The sequence below is a fragment of the Aquibacillus salsiterrae genome (assembly GCF_028416595.1).
Classification (GTDB): Bacteria; Bacillota; Bacilli; order Bacillales; family Amphibacillaceae; genus Aquibacillus_A; species Aquibacillus_A salsiterrae.
This window is the reverse complement of sequence record NZ_JAMQKC010000002.1, coordinates 43,465-63,614: the sequence shown is the minus strand read 5'-3', so window position 1 is coordinate 63,614 and position 20,150 is coordinate 43,465. Positions and strand designations below refer to the sequence as shown.

At 40.9% G+C, this 20,150-nt stretch carries 20 protein-coding genes and 1 riboswitch; of the genes, 3 read left to right on the top strand and 17 right to left on the bottom strand.

Annotation, left to right across the window (positions count from 1 at the left end; all coding sequences use genetic code 11):
• The 5 genes from NC799_RS02920 to NC799_RS02900 form a co-directional block, all read right to left on the bottom strand.
• Positions 1-753 carry a glycosyltransferase family 2 protein gene (locus tag NC799_RS02920; protein ID WP_272444836.1) on the bottom strand — a complete coding sequence of 251 codons (753 nt, stop codon included), beginning with the start codon at positions 751-753 and terminating at the stop codon, positions 1-3.
• Entirely contained in the window at positions 716-2,206 is a 1,491-nt protein-coding gene (locus tag NC799_RS02915) for an alkaline phosphatase family protein (RefSeq protein WP_272444835.1), read from the bottom strand. Before NC799_RS02915 ends, NC799_RS02920 begins: the two co-directional genes overlap by 38 nt.
• The gene (locus NC799_RS02910) at positions 2,203-3,135 is read right to left on the bottom strand and encodes a lysylphosphatidylglycerol synthase transmembrane domain-containing protein (RefSeq protein ID WP_272444834.1); all 933 of its coding nucleotides are present in this window, start codon (positions 3,133-3,135) and stop codon (positions 2,203-2,205) included. Before NC799_RS02910 ends, NC799_RS02915 begins: the two co-directional genes overlap by 4 nt.
• The gene (locus tag NC799_RS02905) at positions 3,122-4,069 is read right to left on the bottom strand and encodes an NAD-dependent epimerase/dehydratase family protein (protein ID WP_272444833.1); all 948 of its coding nucleotides are present in this window, start codon (positions 4,067-4,069) and stop codon (positions 3,122-3,124) included. Before NC799_RS02905 ends, NC799_RS02910 begins: the two co-directional genes overlap by 14 nt.
• 118 nt (positions 4,070-4,187) lie before the next feature.
• On the bottom strand, positions 4,188-5,408 hold the full coding sequence (locus tag NC799_RS02900) for a hypothetical protein (RefSeq protein WP_272444832.1): 1,221 nt from the start codon (positions 5,406-5,408) through the stop codon (positions 4,188-4,190).
• A 175-nt stretch (positions 5,409-5,583) separates the two neighbouring features.
• On the opposite strand from NC799_RS02900, the gene NC799_RS02895 reads away from it, so the two are divergent.
• Positions 5,584-5,829, top strand: coding sequence for a hypothetical protein (locus NC799_RS02895; protein WP_272444831.1), 246 nt, complete (start codon positions 5,584-5,586; stop codon positions 5,827-5,829).
• 8 nt (positions 5,830-5,837) lie between these two features.
• Here the strand turns inward: NC799_RS02895 and NC799_RS02890 are convergent, their stop codons facing one another.
• The 7 genes from NC799_RS02890 to NC799_RS02860 all read right to left on the bottom strand — a co-directional run bounded on the left by NC799_RS02890 (position 5,838) and on the right by NC799_RS02860 (position 14,556).
• Complete coding sequence (locus NC799_RS02890; RefSeq protein WP_272445197.1) at positions 5,838-6,257, bottom strand: Zn-ribbon domain-containing OB-fold protein; 420 nt, start codon at positions 6,255-6,257, stop codon at positions 5,838-5,840.
• Positions 6,257-7,426 (bottom strand): thiolase family protein, encoded by a 1,170-nt coding sequence (locus tag NC799_RS02885; RefSeq protein WP_272444830.1) that lies wholly within the window; start codon positions 7,424-7,426, stop codon positions 6,257-6,259. The genes NC799_RS02890 and NC799_RS02885 overlap by 1 nt, the downstream gene beginning before the upstream one ends.
• Positions 7,427-9,397, bottom strand: coding sequence for an acetoacetate--CoA ligase (locus NC799_RS02880; protein WP_272444829.1), 1,971 nt, complete (start codon positions 9,395-9,397; stop codon positions 7,427-7,429).
• A 120-nt stretch (positions 9,398-9,517) separates the two neighbouring features.
• Positions 9,518-11,020 carry a sodium:solute symporter family protein gene (locus NC799_RS02875; RefSeq protein ID WP_272444828.1) on the bottom strand — a complete coding sequence of 501 codons (1,503 nt, stop codon included), beginning with the start codon at positions 11,018-11,020 and terminating at the stop codon, positions 9,518-9,520.
• A gap of 183 nt (positions 11,021-11,203) precedes the next feature.
• Positions 11,204-12,370 carry a thiolase family protein gene (locus tag NC799_RS02870; RefSeq protein ID WP_272444827.1) on the bottom strand — a complete coding sequence of 389 codons (1,167 nt, stop codon included), beginning with the start codon at positions 12,368-12,370 and terminating at the stop codon, positions 11,204-11,206.
• Positions 12,371-12,496: 126 nt separating this feature from the next.
• Positions 12,497-12,601: riboswitch (SAM riboswitch) on the bottom strand.
• 306 nt (positions 12,602-12,907) lie between these two features.
• Positions 12,908-14,089, bottom strand: a complete 1,182-nt coding sequence (locus NC799_RS02865) for an NAD(P)/FAD-dependent oxidoreductase (protein WP_272444826.1) — start codon at positions 14,087-14,089, stop codon at positions 12,908-12,910.
• 38 nt (positions 14,090-14,127) lie between these two features.
• Positions 14,128-14,556, bottom strand: coding sequence for a DUF1641 domain-containing protein (locus NC799_RS02860; protein WP_272444825.1), 429 nt, complete (start codon positions 14,554-14,556; stop codon positions 14,128-14,130).
• Between the two features lie 331 nt (positions 14,557-14,887).
• On the opposite strand from NC799_RS02860, the gene NC799_RS02855 reads away from it, so the two are divergent.
• Entirely contained in the window at positions 14,888-15,712 is an 825-nt protein-coding gene (locus NC799_RS02855; RefSeq protein WP_272444824.1) for a Cof-type HAD-IIB family hydrolase, read from the top strand.
• A gap of 594 nt (positions 15,713-16,306) precedes the next feature.
• Positions 16,307-16,453: a BH0509 family protein gene (locus NC799_RS02850; RefSeq protein ID WP_272444823.1), complete on the top strand. Its 147-nt coding sequence runs from the start codon at positions 16,307-16,309 to the stop codon at positions 16,451-16,453.
• A 290-nt stretch (positions 16,454-16,743) separates the two neighbouring features.
• On the opposite strand, the gene NC799_RS02845 is transcribed toward NC799_RS02850, so the two are convergent.
• The 5 genes from NC799_RS02845 to NC799_RS02825 all read right to left on the bottom strand — a co-directional run bounded on the left by NC799_RS02845 (position 16,744) and on the right by NC799_RS02825 (position 19,743).
• Positions 16,744-17,466, bottom strand: coding sequence for an HAD family hydrolase (locus tag NC799_RS02845; RefSeq protein WP_272444822.1), 723 nt, complete (start codon positions 17,464-17,466; stop codon positions 16,744-16,746).
• A gap of 182 nt (positions 17,467-17,648) precedes the next feature.
• The gene (locus NC799_RS02840; protein ID WP_272444821.1) at positions 17,649-17,828 is read right to left on the bottom strand and encodes a hypothetical protein; all 180 of its coding nucleotides are present in this window, start codon (positions 17,826-17,828) and stop codon (positions 17,649-17,651) included.
• Between the two features lie 365 nt (positions 17,829-18,193).
• Positions 18,194-18,370 carry a hypothetical protein gene (locus NC799_RS02835; protein WP_272444820.1) on the bottom strand — a complete coding sequence of 59 codons (177 nt, stop codon included), beginning with the start codon at positions 18,368-18,370 and terminating at the stop codon, positions 18,194-18,196.
• A gap of 846 nt (positions 18,371-19,216) precedes the next feature.
• Positions 19,217-19,351: a sporulation histidine kinase inhibitor Sda gene (gene sda / locus NC799_RS02830; RefSeq protein ID WP_272444819.1), complete on the bottom strand. Its 135-nt coding sequence runs from the start codon at positions 19,349-19,351 to the stop codon at positions 19,217-19,219.
• Positions 19,352-19,362: 11 nt separating this feature from the next.
• Positions 19,363-19,743: a Na-translocating system protein MpsC family protein gene (locus tag NC799_RS02825; protein WP_272444818.1), complete on the bottom strand. Its 381-nt coding sequence runs from the start codon at positions 19,741-19,743 to the stop codon at positions 19,363-19,365.
• Positions 19,744-20,150 lie beyond the last annotated feature (407 nt).

The window sequence follows — 20,150 nt, the reverse complement described above, 5'->3', positions numbered from 1 at the left end:
TTAACCAACTTGGCGTTCTTTTTCTACCGTATTCCTAGTATCATTAACCTTTACTTTCGTCCGCTTCGTTCGCATCTCACGGATAATCGCAGGGAAAACAGACATCATGTACGCTTTAAATTTAATAAACGACTGCCCTGTTGTCCGGACTTGATAATCAATTGGAATTTCTTTGACCCGAAACCCTTGCCGAACAAGATTAAGAGTCAGTACTTGGGCATAGTTGTAATCATGAATAATTTCCGCATGGGCAGTTGCCTGTCGTGAAAAAGCACGCATCCCTGATTGGCCATCATAGATCCACCTTCGTAATAACAGCGACTGGAGTGCGGTGAAAAAGTAGTTTCCTAGTCTACGATTCAGCTTCATGCCGTTAATCGTGCCTAAAAAACGAGAGCCCATTACATAATCTGCTTCCCCCGCTACAATTGGAGCAATTAATTCAGGAATTTGCCAAGCCGGGTATTCATTATCCGCATCTATCATGACCGCAATATCAGCGCCTAACTCCGCACTTTTTCGTAAACCTTCTCGAACGGCGGCACCGAGCCCCCTGTTTTCAGCAAAAGAAACAAGGTGGTCTGCTCCGTGACGCTTTGCTACTGTGACAGTATTGTCTGTTGAGCCGTCATCAATAATTAATACTTCAACATCGATATCGTCACTAATATTTCTTGGAATTTTTGACAACACAATTGGTAATGATTCTTCTTCGTTAAATGCCGGAAGAAATACGATTAACTTTTGTTTCATATTCGGTGTTCATCCTTTCTTTTACAGCTTCAAGTAAGACTGGTCCTCTACTATGACTTGGGTACGGTGCACCTAGTAAGTAGGCAATGGTTGGAGCTGTTGAAATTAAGCTATGACGGTCCTCAACTTTTTTCCCTTGTTCAATCGCATTACCATATAAGAAAAACGGGACAAACCGTTCCCCCTCATCGAGATGGCCATGTCCACCAATACCATCTGCTTGACCATGGTCAGCACAAATCAGAATAGTAGTATCTTCCATCTGTCCGTTTTCGTCTAGAAAGCTAACGAATTCCTCGATTAGTCGGTCTGCTTCTTCAATTTTTTCAATATAATCATCGTACAATACACCGCGACTATGTCCGATTTGATCGGTTCCAATTAATTGGATATTAATAAAATCAGGGTCTTCATTGAGCATGATGTGCTTAGCGCGTTCGATAATGTTACGATCTGCTTCATCTTTATCCATCACAGCCGTAATTGCATCCACATCATCACCCATTGAATCAATCAAATGGGCAATCCCTAATAGTCGGCCTTTTTTATTTATTTTTCGTAACGAGTCAAAAATGGTTTCTGTGTTAACTCCAAGTTTCCAAACCATGTTTGATTTGATTCCATGCTCTTTTGGATACGTACCAGTCATCATCGAAGAAAAACAAACAACCGTACGCGCTGGATAAACTGTCTCCATTTGTGTGTATTCCGTCCCGTTGTTCCGGAGGCTATCAAGAAAAGGTGTATTAGCTTCTTGAAACCGTTCTTTCCGCATCCCATCAACGACAATCATTACGACCTTTTTCGTTAGGGGCTCGTTATTTTCTGCTGCATTATTAGTAAATGGAAGATGCTCGACCGGCTTCCAATCAAACAGGTAATGGTGCAATATCCAACTAAACACGACTAATGCAACAACAAACCATCCGTAAGAAACAAGCGCTCCTCCTTGAGGGAAATCAGTTACAAATAACTCCCAAAACGTCAAAAGCAATAAGAACTTAGGGAGCTGCTCTTGCGCATTCCCACTCGTTGAGTCACTATTTTTTAAGACAAGCTTCCAAAATCGTGTGAAATTAAGCCAGTCTGTCCCAATCCGTAAATGATAATAAAGTGTCCCCCAAAAAAAGACGGTAAAAAAGAAATAAAGTCCGACTGCAGTAAACAATAAAGCTACATTGACATTTTCCCAAATCATGAGATAAGCAATAAATGGTAACCACAGATAATTACGTAGGAAAAGTGGGAAATCATAGGAAACAAAAATGGCGATTATCGGTGCAAGGAGGATAAGTCCAAGCAGCGCTTGTTGCCAAAATAGCGGTGACGCCAAGTCTGATAGATGGAACAGCAAGAATGTTCCGACAACAAAAATTGGCGTAAATGGTTTTCCCTCATTTAATAAATTCCAACAACGTGCCGCAATAACTTCAAACCGAGATGCTTGTTTCATTGTGAACCCCTTTTCTTTTTTAACCAGAATACGATTTGCTCCAATCTAATCGGTGCAAACAATAGTACATACAAGCCGCATCCAAAGGAAAAGATAAATTTAACCGCATGTGTAACAACGGCAATCGTTAACCCTGTTGCTAACGGATAGCCTACAGTCTTTAACGCGATACTCATAAAACTTTCATACGTACCAATCCCACCAGGTGTAAATTGGAAGACTTGGCCAGCAATAGTAAAGCTGTTAACCCAAATCGCATCTAGTATCGGTATTGGTTTAAAGGACGCAAAGACAATCAAGTAAATGACAATTGCTTCAAGTAACCAACTCACAAACACTAGTGTGACCATTTTCAAGCCTTTCTTGGACAGGACGATTTTGCTTAGTTTTTCTAAATAGCTAATTATGAATGGGCGGAACCTTGTATAGGCAACTAACCCGAGTAACAACAATCCACAGCCGATTATTAGTCCTGCCACTAACTGAAACGATATCGAAATGCCGAATAGAAATGAACCCGAGGCAGCAATCACTCCTAAAATAACTAAATCTAACAGACGCATTGCTACGGTTGATTCGGCCGCAAGTGATAAGCTTAGCTTGTTCTTGTGGTGAATGTAGCCGACTCTAACCAATTCGCCACCTTTGACTGGTAAAAGATGATTGATGACCAAGCTATAAAAAATGGCGTCCAAGTAATTTTTAACCGGCCCATCGTCTTCCACATAAACCATCCATGCCTTTGCTTTCAAATAAAAAGATGACCAATAGCCAATTACCATCATAAGTAACAAGATTGGCTGATCAAGCAGTTTTCCAGTACTTTCACTAATTTCGGCAAAGTCAAAGAATTGAACGACTAAAAACAGAAAAATACATGCAACCGCTATTCGTATCGTTACAAAGAAAAACCGTTTATGTTTGCCCATAATTGCTTGCCCATGTGATCGTCTTCTCAATTCCTACTTCAATCGATGTTGTCGGATCAAAGTCAAGCAATGCTTTTGCTTTATCAATATTCGCCCATGTTGTCGTGACATCGCCAGTTCGCCATGGCCTCTCTACTACTTGCATTGTCGGAAAATGGCGTTTAAAAATCGTCAATAATTGTTCAATGGAAACAGGTCTTCCTGAACCTAAATTGAACACTTCACTAGTGTGTTTGGCTGTGAGAAGTGCAAGTAAGCCGCTCACAATATCATCAATGTATGTGTAATCGCGTGCACTTTTTTGCCCAAAAATTTCAATCGGTTCCTGATTAAGTAACTTATTTGCAAATTTCGAAATAGCCATGTCAGGCCTTCCCCACGGACCATACACAGTAAAAAAGCGGACAATCGACAATTGGAAATGATACAAGCTTTGGTAGGCATGGCAAAACGACTCCGCACCGTACTTCGAAGCAGCATACGGCGAAACTACTCTTCCATCTGCCATTTCTTCCCGAAGCGGTTGGCTGTGTTTGTCACCATAAACCGACGAGGAAGAGGCAAACACGACATGGTTCACTCCTGCTTCACCAGCAGCTTTTAATACGTTAATGGTAGCTTTAATATCCTGGTCGACATATTCTAGTGGTTTTTCAATCGAATAGGATACACCTGGAAGGGCTGCTAGATGATAGACGATGTCATAGTTTTGTCTCGCAAATAATGCTTCTGTGCCATCTTGGTCAAGTAAGTCTTGTTGGAATAGATGAAACGTACCAGTCTGTTTTAGTAAACGAAGGTGATCTTCTTTTCGACTATTGCGATAATAGGGATGTAAGTTGTCGACGATATCCACGTGATGACCTAAAAGTAACAACCGCCGAACTAATTGACTCCCAATAAAGCCTGCTCCACCGGTAACAAGTACATTCATGTTTATTCTCTCCTCGGTCTAGTCCATGTCATATTAGGAAGCCTTGTTCAACTTTAGAACAAGGCTTCACTTTAGTAGTAGGTGACGTTGCTATTTTTTAGCTTGTGTTACCAACCGCTTATTTACCTTGCTCAAGTAGTCCGGATAACGTTGGCTTCATCTCTTCTAACGTCGCTAATGCCTCATCCTTGTTACCTGCTTTTACATCTTCCAGGTAGCTATTCGCTTGTTCCTCTAAGGTTACAAACGCCTCTTCACCAAGGATACGCTTAATGTCTCCGTCAATTATGTTAATGAACAACGCACCTTCTAGCGCTGTGATCACACCTTTATCTTTTGTAATATTTTCTTCACTTTCCTTGAACTCGTTAAATGCAATTTGTGCAAAACCACGAACAAACGCATCATTTACTGCAGTTGGATCAAGTTCCGCTGCATCTGTTTCTAGATTGAATTGTTGTTCGATGAAATTCCCGTCTTCTTCTGAGTGGCGAGTAATATATCCTTTAATCGATTGGTAAAACGCCCATCCTTCTGCTTGTTCGGCACGTGCTTTGTCTAGTTCACCAGCTTCAACTGCTTTGGCTACTTTCGATGCATAGCCATTTTCAAGGGCTCCTGTTGCTAAATAAAATGTTTTCATTAATGTTTTATCAACTAACTGCTTGCCGAGTTGGAATCCAAGCTCGTCGTCATTAGCGATTGCTTGCTCAATTTCATTAAAACCAGCGTCGATTTGGTCAACTAGTTTCGTACCATAAGCATTGTCGCGCTTTTCAACCGTTCCTTTTAATATGGCATAATATTCTTTTGCTTCTTCTATTTCTGCATTAACTTCTTCTGTATCTCCCCAGTATTCTGTTACTTCATTAAATTCTGCTTTAATTGTGTTATAGAAAACATTTTGCAGTAATTTATCAAAAATTTGTTTCACAATACTTCCATCTAGACTTCCATCTGCACCAGCAGATAAAGCTGCTAAAATTTGTTGATCAATCGTTGTTTCATTTTGGCTATCACGTTGTTGAACAAGGCTTTGTAAGTTTTCATTATATAAATCGGTTACCTTTTGGAAATCAACCTCAGCACCTTCACTAACCTTCGCTAATTCTTCTAACCCTGACTGATACACAGCAGCAACGTCAACCTCTTCTTCTTCTGCTTCTTCGTCTTCCTCTTCTTCTTCCGTTGCTTCTGTTTCTGCTGATGTATCGGTTGTTTCACTAGCGCTTTCTTCGTCCGTTGTCTTTCCTGAAGTTTCTTGTTGACCACATGCTGCTAATAAAGCAACCAAAAATAGTAAAGTAATTAGACTAAATAATTTCTTGTTCAATGTCATTTCCATTTCCCCCTGTAATATATTTCTCATACTATGTATGCACGCCATTTAATGAGAATGAATATCAATTGCATTTCCAGTGTTTATTATAATAGAGAATGATTCTCAATGTCAATTACAAATTAAAAGAAAATTTACGCAAGGATCAAAGTTTTTGTGGGTTGGCTTTTATAGCTTGGTAGAACAAGCATTCATAGCATCTGAGATTGCTTGTGTTTCATTTTTCAGTAGGAGGATTGGGAATAGTGGCAAGACAGGAGCAGGACTACCGCCACCTAGGTTTAACGGTGGTGAGAGGCTTATCCATCAACAGTTTTTACTTATTGAAACTGAATCTGTCGATGAGTGGGGTCTTCATCGACAGATTATACTAGCCAGAACCATAGTAAAAAATAGCCGATTAAAAACAGCAATTGACTGACACTGTTATTAATCGACAACTCGGAAGAAAGGCATGTTCCTATCATTTACCTTCGTCAAACAAAGCTCAAGTGGCGTACCAATATCAAGTTTTTGCTTCACATCTACTAACAAATGAGTCATCATCGATGGACCTTCTTCTAGTTCAACGATGGCAACGACGTATGGGGCTACTGCTTGCCATGCGGGATGACCGGGGCGATGGACAATCGACCACGTTTTTAGCCGAGCCTTACCGGAAGCTTGTTGCCACTCCAACTGGTTACTCCAGCAATGCGGGCAAAGATTCCGTGGATAAAAGACCCAACGTGTGCAATCGAGACACCTTTGCACGACAAACTCATCCTGACTAAGCGCATCCCAAAACGGCTTACTTACTGGTGTTATCGTTGGGCCAGGAACAGTTAAATCGATAAACTTATCCTCCATCACGCTTCGCCTCCTAACACTAAAGCAGTGGCTTCACTTAACGTTGCGCCATTGCCAGTTACTAACGCATACCGAGCCCGCTTGATTTGTCGACCGTAAGCCTCGCCTCGCAACTGACGAACAGCTTCGATTATATGCGACATCCCACCAGCCAAGTCTGCTTGTCCAAACCCAAGCTGCCCACCGTGGGTGTTGAGCGGGAAATCGCCATCATGACCAAACGAATGGTGCTTCATCCACTCGCCAAACTTCCCCGGCGGACACAGTCCAGCATTTTCAAGTGTTGTTCCTACTACACTCGTATAACAATCATATAAGGAAAGCAGATTCATCTCCTCCACCTTAAGACGAGCTTGACCCAAGGCATGTGCAATCGCATAGCTTAATGGGGCAGCTTCTAATGCTGGTGCTTGGCTAACGGCACGATGAGTAACTTTTTCCCCTGCCCCTAAACAATAGACAGGTGGATGTTTATTAGCATCGATGATTCGCTCGTTCGATGTCACGATAACCGCAGCCCCGCCCCCAACAGGCATGACAATCTCATACAAATGGAGTGGATCGACAATCAGAGGTGACGCCAACACATCATCGACCGATGCTGGTTTCCTGTAAAAAATTGCATCCGGATGGAGCTGGGCATTTTTACGTGCCCAGTGCGCAATCAAGGCAAATTGTTCTTGGGTCGAGCCGTACTCTTCCATATGCCTTTGTTTAAGCAAAGCGTAAGATGTATTTGCACCGGAAGCCCCGAACGGTACATCAAATTCACGAATTGGATTTCGGTTAGGTGAGCGGGACACTTTCCCTTTTTCATGGGTATTGGCGAGGACACAGACAACTGTTTCACACATACCAGCATTAATTGCTGCTTGGGCGCGCCACAGCATCCCAGCACCAGTTGCACCACCAAGGTCCACCACATTGGACATCCGCGGCTCTAGCCCAAGGTATTCACTAACTGTCGCCGGAACGTGCTGTGGCGTTTCCCCTACTTGTGGGCCAACGAGCAAGCCGTCAATCTGACCTTTTTCAATCCCAGCATCTAAGGCCGCTAACCTGACCGATTCAGCAATCATCCCTAGCGTCGTTTGGCCTTCGGTATAGCGAACAGGCTTCAGTTCTCCGAGACCAACAATCGCAGGTTTAGCTCCGCTACGTTTCCCCATTTAAAAATAACTCCTTTCAGACAATCGAGCGTATTCTGCTAGACATTGTGGATTTGCTAATGATGCTTTATTTTTCACCTCTTCACCGCGAACCGTTGAACGGGCCGCACCTTCGACCTTCTTACCATTATTCGTGTAAGGAATTTCTTTTACGACAAAAATACGACGCGGTACATGGCGTGGTGAAGCTTTTTTCCGCACATCAAGACGAATTTGTTCGGCAACAGCTTGGTCTAACTGACCGTTATCCGTTACCACACAAAGAACAATTTCCTCATCATTCTCGATTGGAAAACCAAACACAATCGAGTCTTTCACTTCAGGAATTTGCTCGACGACACGGTATATTTCCGCTGTGCCAATCCTGACACCACCAGGATTTAACGTCGTGTCTGTCCGACCATAAATAACTAGTGAGCCATTAATCGTTTGCTTTGCTAAGTCTCCGTGCGTCCATATCCCATCTCTTTCGGCAAAATACGCGTTGAAATAACGTTCATCCCCACCATGACCCCAGAAGGTCAGTGGCATGCTCGGAAAAGGTTCGGTGCAAACTAAGTCACCTTTTTTGCCGATAACCGATGCACCTCGCTCGTCAACAATATCGACAGCCATGCCAAGTGCTTTACACGAAATTTCACCTCTTCTGACTGGATGGACCGGCGAACCCATTACAAAACAACCAATGATTTCTGTTCCACCAGAAATCGAAGCCAAAAATAGGTCCTGTTTAATCGTTTGATACATCCAGTCATACTGTTCATCCATTAGTGGGGCACCGCACGATAGTACACTACGAAGGGCAGGTAGCTGATGCTTTTGCCCAATCTGGTAGCCATATTTCTGCAAGGTTGCTAGGTATTTAGGACTTGTGCCAAAATGGCTAATACCAATTTCTTCAGCAATGTCAAACAGGATGCCGACTCTGTCTTTTGGAATTGGCGAGCCGTCATATAACAAGATCCCAGCACCACTAGCAAGACCAGACACGAGCCATGGGTACATCATCCACGCCGTATTGGTGTACCACGACAGTACATCACCTTTTTTTAAGTCACAGTGTAGTTGATGTTCTTTGACGTGCTGTAGCAATGTCCCACCAACTGAGTGAACAATGGCTTTAGGTAAGCCTGTTGTACCTGACGTGTATAAAATATATTGCGGACTGTTAAATGGCATCCTAGTAAACGTTGGCTCATCGGCATCGTTTTTGGTTAATTCAGCCCATGTTAGCTGCTTTGCACCTGTGGCTTTAGCTTGTGTGAGCTCAACCGCTTCAGACAATGTTACGATTGCATTTAAACTATTAAGCTCGTTACAAACCGCAGCAATATTTTCAGTGATGTCAAAAGATTTACCATTATACACATAGTTTACAGAAGCAATGAATACTTTCGGTTGCACCTGACCAATTCGGTCAATGATCCCTTTTGCACCAAAATCAGGGGAGCATGAACTAAAAACTGCACCAAGGGAAGAAGTAGCAAGAAGAGCCACCAAGCCTTCAACACCATTTGTTGTCACACCGGCGACCCGATCACCCTGCCCAACACCGAGTGCTCGCAAACCGGTTTGGGCTTTGGCAACCAAATTTCTGAGGTCATCTAGCGTTACTCTTCTTGTCACGCCATGCTCTGTCGCTTCATAAACAACCGTGCGTAGTCCGTCTCCACGCAGTAAATTTTCAGCTAAATTAAGACGGGCTTCTGGGAACCATTTAGCACCAAGCATCCCACCATCCTTAGCCGGGATGTAGGTAACCTCTCCTTTTTCGCCAACTAATTGAGCAAAGTCCCAAACATGACACCAAAACGCACCTGGGTCAGCTATCGACCAGCGGTGCAGCCGGTCATAGGGCTGGACACTTAAGCCAACTTTATCTGCAAATTTCTTCAGATTGGACTCATTGATCCATGTATCATTCGGCTGCCATAATATAGTAGAATCAACTACACTCGGTTGTTCAATCATTTGTCTTCCTCCTTGGTAATAATGGACGTTCACCAAGCCCCTGTTTTTCAAAATCAAATTTATTATCTTGCCTAGCTATTTTGTTCAAAGGGGCTTGGTGAACGATGCGTCAATTGCCCCTTATTTGTTAATCGTCAATACTTGATCATTTGCTACTGTTTGCTTTTGCGTTAACAAACTTACTACGCCCATCACTACAAATGCAATAAGGGAAGCAAAGAACATTGCGATAAAGATGTTTTCAATAATATTTTGACTAGTAAACAGAACATACAATGCTGTACCAGTAATTAATGAAGCAATTGCTCCCGGACCGTTCGATTTATTCCATAGATAGCCAAGTGTGATTGGTGCAATGATACCGCTAATAATCGCCGAAAAGCTGAACTGAATTAAAACTGCTAACGAATCAGGTCTGTCTAAGGAAACGTATAACGTGGCAATACCAACGAACACGAGTGAACCCTTTGCGACACGGACGGCATTTTTGTCAAGCACGTCTGCTGCGAGCTGTTTTTTCGAAAAAATTGGTGCCAATACCTTGTAAAAATCATTTCCAATACTAGAAGTGATACCAAGATATAAGCTATCCGTACTAGAAAGAATCGCAGAAATAATTCCAACGACAATGATAGCTGCAACAAACGGAGGGAATGCCTCAAGGACATAGACAGGTATTGCTGAGTCAACACTTGCTAAGTTTGGCGCAACCACTCTTGCTGCTAAGCCACCAATAACCATTAATGTTGAAATTAAGAATAAAACAACTCCAGCTGATAAGGTGAACGGAGCTAAATCCTCTTCCTTTTCGACTGATAATACTTTATTTAATAGGTGTGGCATTAATACGAAACTAAATAGTAAGAATTGAACAGCTACAATCGCTACGGTACTATTATAAGGTCCACCGTTGGATAACGCGCCAATCAGGCTAGGGTCAATTGCTTCAAGCTTATTTGACAGTTGTCCAAATACGTTAAACCCACCGCCAATTGTCCATAATAAAGAAACTAAAACAAGTACAGATGTAATTGCCATCAAAACCCCTTGTAACCCGTCTGTTACAAGCTGGGCGAATGCCCCACCAAGACCAATGTAAACAATCGTTATGACTACACCAATAATAATTCCCCAAGTGTACGGTATATTAAGTACTGTTTCAAAAATAGTTGCTAAGCCGACGTTTTGACCAACAATATAGTAAACATTAAATAAAATTAATAAGGTCACTAACACTTGTAACGCTTTACTGTTGTAACGACGACCAAGCCATTCCGGTAACGTTGATACCCCACCGAATTTTTTCCCGTAACGCCAAAATGTTTTGGCAAAAAGTAATAAGGCAATCCAAGATACCCCAAAACATCCTAATGTGTACCATAGCACCGATGTACCATATTGATACGCTAGTCCCGGCACACCAATAAACAGGTTCGCGCTAGAGTAGGATGCAGCAAAACTCGCACCAACGACCAATGGGTTAACTTTACCTCGTGCAGTCGCAAAGCCAGTCATTGATTTACTAAACTGATTGCCTTTTTGCCCAATCCATACAACAACTCCAAAATAAGCAACTAAAATGATAATAATTGTCCAAAATAAAGTACCTGTAACAGATTCCATTATTTATTCCCCTCCCCTTTAGATGAATAAGATATCTTCCAAATCACAAGTCCAACTGCCCAGCATAATGCGATGAGACTAAAATAAGTAGTAAACATAATAAAATCCCCTTTTTTTGAATTTATATAAATTTGATAGGTTAACTTGGTTTTAGGCAAAACTTCTCGTGTGTTAGCTTGCTAGTTACCAGTTTTTCGGAACTTCAATCAACACTGCCATGCCTTGACCACCGCCGCCGCATAACGAGGCAATTCCTCTGCCACCACCACGCCGCTTTAGTTCGTGTGCAAGAGTAAGCACGAGGCGGAATCCTGTTCCACCGAGCGGATGACCAATTGCAATCGCACCACCATTGACATTCACACGGTCATAGCCAATTCCTAGCTCGCGACAACTCGCCACCACCACACTGGCGAAAGCCTCATTAATTTCGAATAAATCAATATCATCCATGCTTAAATTGTTTTTCGCCAAAACAGCTTTAATTGCTTGCGCTGGTTTCGTGTGTAAACTAGTATCAGGACCTGCAACGTCTGCCCAACCTACGATTCTAGCGAGTGGCGTCTTGCCAAGTGCTTCTGCTTTTCGTTCGGATGCGATAATTCCAACACTCGCTCCGTCAGTCATTTGCGAGGCATTCCCCGCAGTAATCGTTCCTGTTTTAGTAAAGGCTGGGCGTAATGTCGCTAATTTCTCAAGCGAAGAATGGTGTCTGATTCCTTCGTCCTGATCGAGTACTTTGCCATTGAACGTAAGTGAAAATAATTCCTCTTGAAGGTGTCCTTGTTGCTGTGCATCGGATGCTCGCTCTTGTGAAAGCTGGGCAAAGGCATCTTGGTCCTCTCTATCAATCTGAAAATCTTTGTTTTTGTTATCAGTTAGAAGTCCCATCCCCTGGTCTGCCAGCGAACACCATAACCCATCATGCAGTAAGGTGTCCGTTAAGGCAAGTGCACCAATCGACTGCTCCTTTCGAAACGGCGCCACATACGGAGCATTCGTCATCGAATCAAATCCTCCAGTGATATATAAGTCTCCTTCACCAACATGAATGCGGCGGGCCGCGTCAGAGACAGCGGCAAGACCGGCGATGCAGACATTGTTCAGCGTAATTGCTGGAGTTGAAAGACTTACCCCTGCATCTGTAGCTACTTTACGTGCCGGATTTTGTCCTTGCCCCGCTTGCAGAACTTGCGCAAGCAGGACTCCATCTGCTTCCTTCGCCTCAGGTACGCGGTTGATTAGTTCGGAAACCGCATAGGCGCCAATTTCTTTTGCATCTAGGTCAGCCAACATTCCCTTCCACTTTCCAAACGGCGTCCTGACCCCCCCTACTATCACAACACTCATCTTTACCAAACTCCTCCCTGGATTGGGGACAGTTTCTTCCCCTACCTATTTATTTAGCAATCCGTTAAAAAACCCTCTTTCTAAAAGAAAGAGGGTTGAAGTCATAAATTAAGTACTCGCTTCGCCCCCTTATCTTTCAGACATCTCTGCCTGTTGGAAGTAGCACCATTCCCAAAAGGGCGGTTGCCGGGCGTCATAGGGCCAAATCCCTCAGCCTACTCGTGATAAGAGTAAATTAATACTATTTAATTGGTTTAAATTATTAGACAATTAACACAATAACAGACATGCTAACTGAACGTCAATAGCTTTTTGAAATTTAACAATAGACTGCCTATTAGTTCTGGTTTAAAAACAGGCACATAAGTTAAGTTGGACGTGGCTGTTGCTGGATGTTATCCCCGCTTGGATTTTTTTATATTTTCTTATCTTCGCATAAAAATCTTCGCATAAAAAGACCCTTTTCCAATCGGAATCGGAAAAGGTCTTTCATTCTGTCTTACTTTATTAGAATTGTTATGCTAACACCGAGATGAATTAGTAAGCTAAACTAAACAGCCCTTTAACATGTGTCAGATAACGAATGTTACTTGCTTCTTTCATCAGGGAAGCAGGTAATCCTTTCATTTCTGTTCCGTTCCCACCAACGCTTGCAACCGCATCTTTACGACCAAGACTTGCAAGTGTACCGGAATTAACTGGATTAAATGTTTCCATTTCTCTTCCCTCAAGGTACGCAAACAGGTTGTAGCCAACTAACTCACCCATTTGCCAAGCAATTTGTGCTGTTGGCGGCTCAGGTCGTTCCGCATCTGGTTTAAAGTAGACAGCACTATCCCCAACAACAAATACATTTTCATGTGAAACAGACTGTAAGTATTGGTTTACTGATGCACGACCACGATTAACTTCTAGTCCAGATTCACCGACTAACGGATTGCCTTGGACCCCACCAGTCCAGACGAATGTGTTTGTTTTGATTTGCTGGCCATCTTTTAGATCAACAACATTACCTTCCACATTAGTTACAGGTACGCCTGTGATGAATTCAACGCCACGTTTTTCTAGACTAGTTTGGGCACGCTCCACTAGTTCAGGGGAGAGCATCGCTAAAATTCCTGGCATCGCTTCGACTAACTTCAGTTTAATGTCTTGTGGATTGACACCATGCTTACGGCAAAGATCAGGTAGTTCATCAGCTAATTCACCGACTAACTCGACACCAGTTAGTCCACCACCACCGATTAGGAAAGTTGCATCTTCTTCTTTTTTCGATTGAGCATATTCTTTAATTCGCCCATCCACATGTGCACGAATTTTATTCGCATCTTCAGTAGATTTCAAAACAAAGCTATTTTCTTCAAGACCCGGTATACCGAAATAAGCTGTTTTACTACCTAACCCAACCACTAGCGCGTCATAGGATAAGTGATAGCCTTCAGATAGAATGACTTCTTGATTGTTCACGTTAAACGTATCAACAGAGTCAACACGAAGTTCGATATCTTTCCCTTTAAAAAGTTTTTCAAGGGACAAAGAGATTCTTTTTTCAGTAACATTCCCTGCCGCAAGACGATGCAACTCGGTAATGATTTGATGTGTTGGTGTTTGATTGACAACAGTTACTTCTGCTTCCTCAACGCTAAAATGTTCACGTACAGTTAAAGCAGAAAGTAAACCCCCGTAACCAGCACCTAAGATGACGATTTTTTTAGACATTAATGAATCCTCCATTCTTAGCTTATTGTTACAGTTAATTACTTTTGATTACTTTTTTCAGATGCGACCTTTAAGTAGGCATTTACAAAACGGAAAAGCTTTTGCGCTTGCGGATCCTTTAACATTTTCAATAAGCCAAACAAGCCTATTACTTCTTCACTATTGTCAGCCTCATCCTTTGCTTCAATTAAAGTAGCCGCAATGTTTTTTACAGAACCTTTAACTGGACCAACCATCTCAGAAACAGCACCAACTGTATCACTCTTAAATACATCATCCGCAGCTAGCGACTGAACTGTATCATAGGATTTAGATAGAATGCTAACTAATTCAGTTAACTTTGGTAATTCCTTCACAAGTACAGTCAAAGATTCCTGCACCTTAGGATCTAACAACTGCTCAAGCAGCTCACGCTCCCCCTGGGCAGCATCTGAAAACACTTGCTGTTCTTCATTCTCTTTAGACATTAGATTTACTCCTCCTTAAATGTTGTATAAGTGATGCAATACCATTCACACTAGCTACCATGTTAAAAAATCTAACAAAAAAATTATATCAACTATTCTAGTTTAATACTTTTCAGACAATTATTGAAGGAAAGTTATTAGATTTTTTCTATAAAATTGAGTTTTGACGATAACCTGGGCCGGTTCTATTGCTTCTATTCGGACATAGGGCCTGTTCATTGTCTCATTTTTGTTAAATTTAAAATTTAAACGTGAAAAAATGAGAACGGGCTCACCCAAACTGCCTATGGTATAATGGAGATAAATTGCAAAAAGAGGGGACAAATCTAACATGACATATAAAATGGTAGTTTTAGACATGGATGATACGCTGCTCCGTGATGACCACACCATTTCTGCTCGCACCAAAAAAGCACTTATGCAAGCGCAACAACATGGCGTAAAGGTCGTGCTCGCATCCGGTAGACCAACATTTGGTATGAGACAAGTTGCCGATGAGCTTAATTTAGCGGACTACGGAAGCTTTATTCTATCGTTCAATGGTGGGAAGATCATCAATTGGAAGACGCAAACAGAGCTGTTTAGCAGTACTTTATCAGTATCTGCAGTTGAGAAATTGTATGAGATTAGTGTTCAAGAGAATGTTTTTATTCACACTTATGTTGGCGATCAAATCATAACGGAAAAAGCAAACCCATACACAACCATTGAATCAGAACTAACCGGACTTCCGATTTCAGTTGTCGATAACTTTGTTGAAGGTGTACCAGAGCCTGTTGTTAAAGTGTTGATGGTTGAAGCGCAAGAAAAGTTAAAACCGATTGAAACAAAGCTTAAAGCAGCACTAGCGTCTGACTTTAGCATCATGCGTTCCAAGCCTTTTTTCCTTGAATTTACTGAAAAAGGGGTAACAAAAGGCACTAGCTTAAACAAGCTTATTGAAACACTTGGTATAAAACAGGAAGAAGTGATTGCGATGGGTGATAGTTATAACGACCAAGAAATGATTGAATTTGCTGGACTTGGCGTCGCAATGGGCAATGCACCAGCTGATATTAAATCAATAGCTGATCTTGTCACGGATACAAACACGAATGATGGCGTGGCAAAAGTGGTTGAAGACTATGTGTTAAAGGATTTAGTTGTTACTGAATAAGAAAAGCGTAGGGCGCCTTGGTCAGACTAAGGCAAGCATAAGACAAGACCTGACGTGGCGGTCCTTGCCACAGAAGGGATTGACTTATGACACGAGGGGCTAGGCGCTGAAGCTAGATATATAAGAAAAGCGTAAGCGACTTGGTAGACCCGACCGGCATAAGACAAGACCTGACGTGGCGGTCCTTGCCACAGAGGGGATTGACTTATGACACGAGGGACTAGGCGCTGAAGCTAGACATATAAGAAAAGCGTAGGGCGCCTTGATCAGACTTATGACCTCAAGCGGGCTAGGTGCCGGAGCTAGACATAATACAAAAGCGCAGGCGCATTGTTTTTTTATACTTTTTATCTTTTCAAGAAAAAAGTCCGTGAATCACAATTGGGTTTAATCTTATTAATTGCACAAACCCAGTCGTAGCGCCTGATTCAAGCTAAACAATAACCACTTAATATGACTTCCTGCAAATCCAATCTCAAAATGATATTTGTTTTATCGCAAAATGAGATATATAATAAAAATACAACAAGAAAGCGATTACAATAACTAAAAAACAAATACTTCTTTCACAGAAGGTTTGAGGAGGATTTCAGGATGAGCCAAACAGAACGTAATTTCAAAATCGAACATCTATTGGAAAAGAATAAGTTCAACAAAGATACGATCATCAAAATGACTGACGAACAAATCGAGTATTTCCACTGGCTCTATTTCGAAGAATCCGTTTACGACTTAATGTAAAAACTTAACAATTGCTCTCCATACAGCCCTTGGTTAATCCCATGCAAGGGCTGTTTTTTATGTTTTTTTGTAAAAGGTTTTTGTTAGCTTGTAGTTCAAGTAACTACACCTTTCCTTTTTGACACGCCACTAGACCTGGCGTGAAGCAACTTTTCTTCATCCTTCTCGATTCTACAAAAATCTTGCCCTCTCCCTAGCGTCAGATATTTCCTGGGAAATTTCGACAACACTAAGTCCCATTTTTTGAATACTCGCGGACAATACTTATTTTCTTAACGATGATACTTGTGTTAGCTAAAAGACACCACACCACTATCCCCAAATTCAGATAACAATTGTTTGACATCATGTACTTCTTTATCTGGCTTGGTGGTAGCGTTTGTTGGCAACTTGTGCTTCCGGTGATTCACCCAAATTGCTTTCCATCCAGCTTTCTTTGCTCCAATCACATCTTTTTCATAGGAATCTCCAACATAAACGGTCTCTGCCTTTTTAAGCCCTAACTGTTGCTCGACAATCTCAAAAATCTCTCGTTTTGGCTTAGCATGACCATAGGTACCGGAAATAAAAATGTTTTGTTTCGGAATCCATTTCTCAAGTTCAAGCTGTTTGATTTTCATTGATTGATGTTTTTCCTCGCCATTAGTAAGAACTGCTAGTTGTTTCCCTTCCTTTGAGAGGAGATCGAGCAGTTGGGCTACCTCCGGAAACATCTCAATATTTTTCTGCTCAGAAACATAGGTTTGATGAAATAAAGCCGCATTTTTCTCGTCAATTGGAATTGCAAAATCTTGACAGGCCATCATAATTCGACCGATTTGCCATTCGAAGGTTGTAATCTCACCAGCTTCACTTTGATCAAATAATGTTTCACTATACTTCCTGCTTGCCCGGTAAATCTTATCTATTTCGTCATAGGTAAAGCTTTCATCGATTAGCTTTCTAAATGTTTTATGAAAAGATAAGGCTTGGTCATATAATGTGTCATCCACGTCGAATATTATCGTCTGCATTGTCGTTGTCCCCCTCTTACCCATTTCCAATATCATAGCACTATCGCTATAATGAGGGAAACATAGAATAGGAATATTTATCGATTAACTACGAAAAACAGCTCCTGGACTTTTTTATACCTTATCTTTCAAAAAAAAAGATCCCACTCCGATGAGGCAATGAGATCATGTATTAAAAAGCGTTAACTTGTTTTTTTGAATCGATTAAACAATCCTATTTTACCTTTGCCATTACATGCCGAACAGTCAATTTTACCTTTTCCGCCACATATATTACATTTCCTTTTGGCGTAATCAACTCCATCTCCTGAGCATGTCTTACACAACGTGAAACCTGCACTATCGCATTTTTTACACTTCAAATTAATTACCTCCTAAAAATGAAAGATGCAATTAAATCTGTTTACTAAAATAAGTTTCCGAATACTTGAACTAGGAAAGATATGCTTGTGGTAAGAAGATTACAAAAGTTATAAAAAGGTGGATGGACAAAGAAGAAGATTTGTTACGATACACTGTAAATCAAACTAGGAGCGATAAATGATGGCATCAACCTCCTTTATTTGCTCAATTTATTTGAAACTAAAATAATTATATTCCAGCTCCCAGCCAATCTATTTTTCATAAGTTATTGGCTAAACTGATGAGGAGGATGAGGATAAAACCTGTCCTGGAACATCGACAGACCACCTGCAGATTAATACAAGAGACCTGCCCCATGAACATCTTAGCTAGATTTTAACCAAGCAAAGAATCCGACTTTACCTTTACCTTCACAGGTTGAACAGGTATATTCACCTTCTCCGGAGCATTTACTACACTTGCTAATACCATAGTCAACCCCTTCACCTGAACAGGCATCACATTTAATCATACCGATACCTTCACAACTTTTACACTTCACTTATACGCCTCCTAGAAAATTTTTGGAGCTAAGATTCGTGTATGCAATGGATGGTTTGAATAAGGGATAAGGAATAATGCCAATTTTATAAGACTTAGTTACTGCTTCTGCCCCTACCCCTATTGTATCAAGCGTTTTCACCAAAAAGAATAACAAAATAATTAAAAAATGATGACAACCATGTTTCAAAGTAAATCGTAAGACTGCTCTTCGTTGGCAAATCTACTTTTTTCCTTTATGATAGACTAGTTAATTAGTTTTTTAGAAAAAGGGGGAGGAAAAGTGGTTATCACAGATGGCGCTCGTGAATTCTTACAATCTCAAAAGGTGAAGAATATCCGTGTTTATTTCAATGGCTTTGGCTGAGGCCAACCCAAAATAGCACTGGCTCTGGATGAGTCAAATACAGATGATGTAATCGAGACAATTAACGATGTTAAAGTAGCAATCGACCCAAAGATTAAGCCAAACACCGAAGACCTTGTCGTTGACCTTAGCGGCGACAGTAAAGGCCTATCTTTGTTAGGTGAAACAGGGAATTGCTGTTAATGATAGAATGGTCGAAGGGAGAAGTCTTTTAGCCCAACTTGGGGAATAGGACTTATCCCTTTAGCCACTATCTTTTTCGAAGATAGCTTGATCAATTACGATACTTCCTGAATAATAAGAACAAAATAAGAAAAAATACCGTCTTACCGATAAACAATAGTGTTACCATGGTAAAATTATTCATTTATAACCTTCCAAAAAAAAATTATTGTTTAGAAAAGAAAACATACGCTCCTTGATGTTTCTTATGTGACGAAAAAGAACATTTGCTTGTCATGATTTCTCTAGCTTTAGACATCAAGTTATTAACCCTCTTCGACAAATCTCATCGTATAATAACTCAATAAAATCATCCTCTAAGTTTATCAATATTGCTTTTTCGTATGCGTTTAACAAACAAGTATCATTCAAAGACGTTAACGAACCTGACATTCCTCCTACTCCTACCTTCCTTCATAAAGCTTGCGAATCTCTTTTTCAAGATTTTCGTTTAAAATTAAAATCAGATAGACATATTCTCGTTCAATGTCAGGAAAAACCAACGTATCCTCTGTGTTAATTGGAAAACCAAAATCCTCTAACAGTTTATTGGTAATCTTTTTCCCCTCTTCCAATAACCGTGTATTAGAAACCTGCATTCCGTTGTGATCGATAATGAATTGGTACATTGATTTTTCTAGCAACGTAAACGAACAATTCATTTTCATATAAATGGTGTGACCAACTATATTCGTTGATATATCAATTGGTCCTCTACCAGTTACTTCCTTATAATACTTAGAAAAAAGATTTGATAATTCGTTTTCGATTTCCTTCGTCTTCAACCAATATCCACCTCCTCTTTTTTTCAATCTTTTTCAGACAACGCTTTCATTATTATAATTTCCCAGACAGCAAAAAAGACTAGAAAATCCATGTAAATGAATGATCTTCTAGCCTTGGATTACCTTTCTATTCAGCAAAACAATTACTATATATATGCTTTACCCCTGCAAAAGCCATACTTGTTTGTCTTTTGCAGTTAGTAAATATCGAAAACAAATATATCATGACAGGAAAAATAAGTCAAATAAGAGCCATGAGACAATCCCCATGACTCCTTGAGTAGTGTTAACAACAACGGCAAATCTCATCCTAGCGTGGCTTTCCACGAGAATTAGATTTCGCTTTCCCTCTTTGTTGTTCCGGCGGGCGTTTCATATCCGGGTTTGTTGTTTTAAAATTAGGTTTT